Here is a 1,250-nt window from a genome sequence, read left to right on the forward strand (position 1 = left end):
GTGCAGCGTCCTGGTATTGATGTCACCGTTGCCCAGGATATCGCTTTAATTCAAGGTATAGCCGATTTAGTTACCCGGACTGAGTTTGGACAAAATTATGAAATTAAGTCGATTGCAGAGGAATTTTGCCGGGCTTTAGAAGCAGAATTGGACTTTACCCGTGAAGCTGGCTTTACCGACGAACTGCGACGCAATTTATCCAAAAGCAAATGGTTCGATCCTCAACAAATTGCGATCGCAGCAATTTATTGGGATTTAACGACACCAAAATTAATGGTGATGGAATGGCTTGATGGTGTACCCATTCTGGAGGCTCCCATTATTGGCGATAATAGCATTAGCAAGGATGGCAAAGACCCCGCAGAGGAACGGAAAGCCATTACAACGTTACTTTTCCGCGCTTTTTTCCAACAAATATACATAGATGGTTTTTTCCACGCTGACCCACACCCAGGTAATTTATTTTATCTTCAAGATGGTCGCGTTGCTATTTTAGATTGTGGGATGGTGGGAAGACTCGATCCCCGCACTCAGCAAGTTTTAACTGAGATGTTGCTGGCAATAGTCGATTTGGACGCGCAACGTTGTGCCCAATTAACTCTCCAACTTGCTGATTCTAACCAGCCTGTAATTATGGCACGTTTGGAAAGTGATTACGATCGCATGTTGCGGAAATATCACAATCTCAGTTTGACGCAAATCAATTTTTCCCAAATTATTTACGAACTTCTCCAAGTTGCTCGCAATAATAAGATTCGTTTACCTAGTAATATGGGTTTGTATGCTAAAACTATTGCTAACCTCGAAGGTGTTGCCCGTGGTTTTAATCCTGAACTCAACTTTCTTGACGAAATTAAGCCTTTATTAACTGATTTATTCCGTCGTCAACTGTTAGGTGATAGTCCTGTACGCTCTTTACTACGTACTGCTTTAGACCTGAAAAGTCTGTCTTTACAATCCCCTCGCCAGGTTGAATTATTATTAGATAAGGTGACATCGGAAACACTCCAGTGGAACATTTCTATCCGGGGTTTAGATAGTTTTCGCCGCACAACAGACGATGCAGCTAATCGACTTTCATTTAGTATCCTCGTAGGTTCCCTGATAATGGGAGCAGCAATTATTTCTAGTAATCCAACAACCCCAGAGTTATCTCTACTTAGTAATATTTTGTTTGCTGCTGGTTATATTGTTTGACGATATCAGGAGTGTGCGCGATCGCTTCCCACGCTTTTTCTGTAAATTGGTTC

Annotated in this window: 1 protein-coding gene; it reads left to right on the forward strand. The window is 41.9% G+C overall.

Features of this window, described 5'->3' with window-relative positions; genetic code table 11:
* The coding region (locus CK510_RS30575; protein WP_095725145.1) for an ABC1 kinase family protein at positions 1-1,197 on the forward strand (1,197 nt) is incomplete at its 5' end.
* Positions 1,198-1,250: the final 53 nt, after the last annotated feature.

This window comes from Brunnivagina elsteri CCALA 953 (genome assembly GCF_002289455.1).
Classification (GTDB): domain Bacteria; phylum Cyanobacteriota; class Cyanobacteriia; order Cyanobacteriales; family Nostocaceae; genus Brunnivagina; species Brunnivagina elsteri.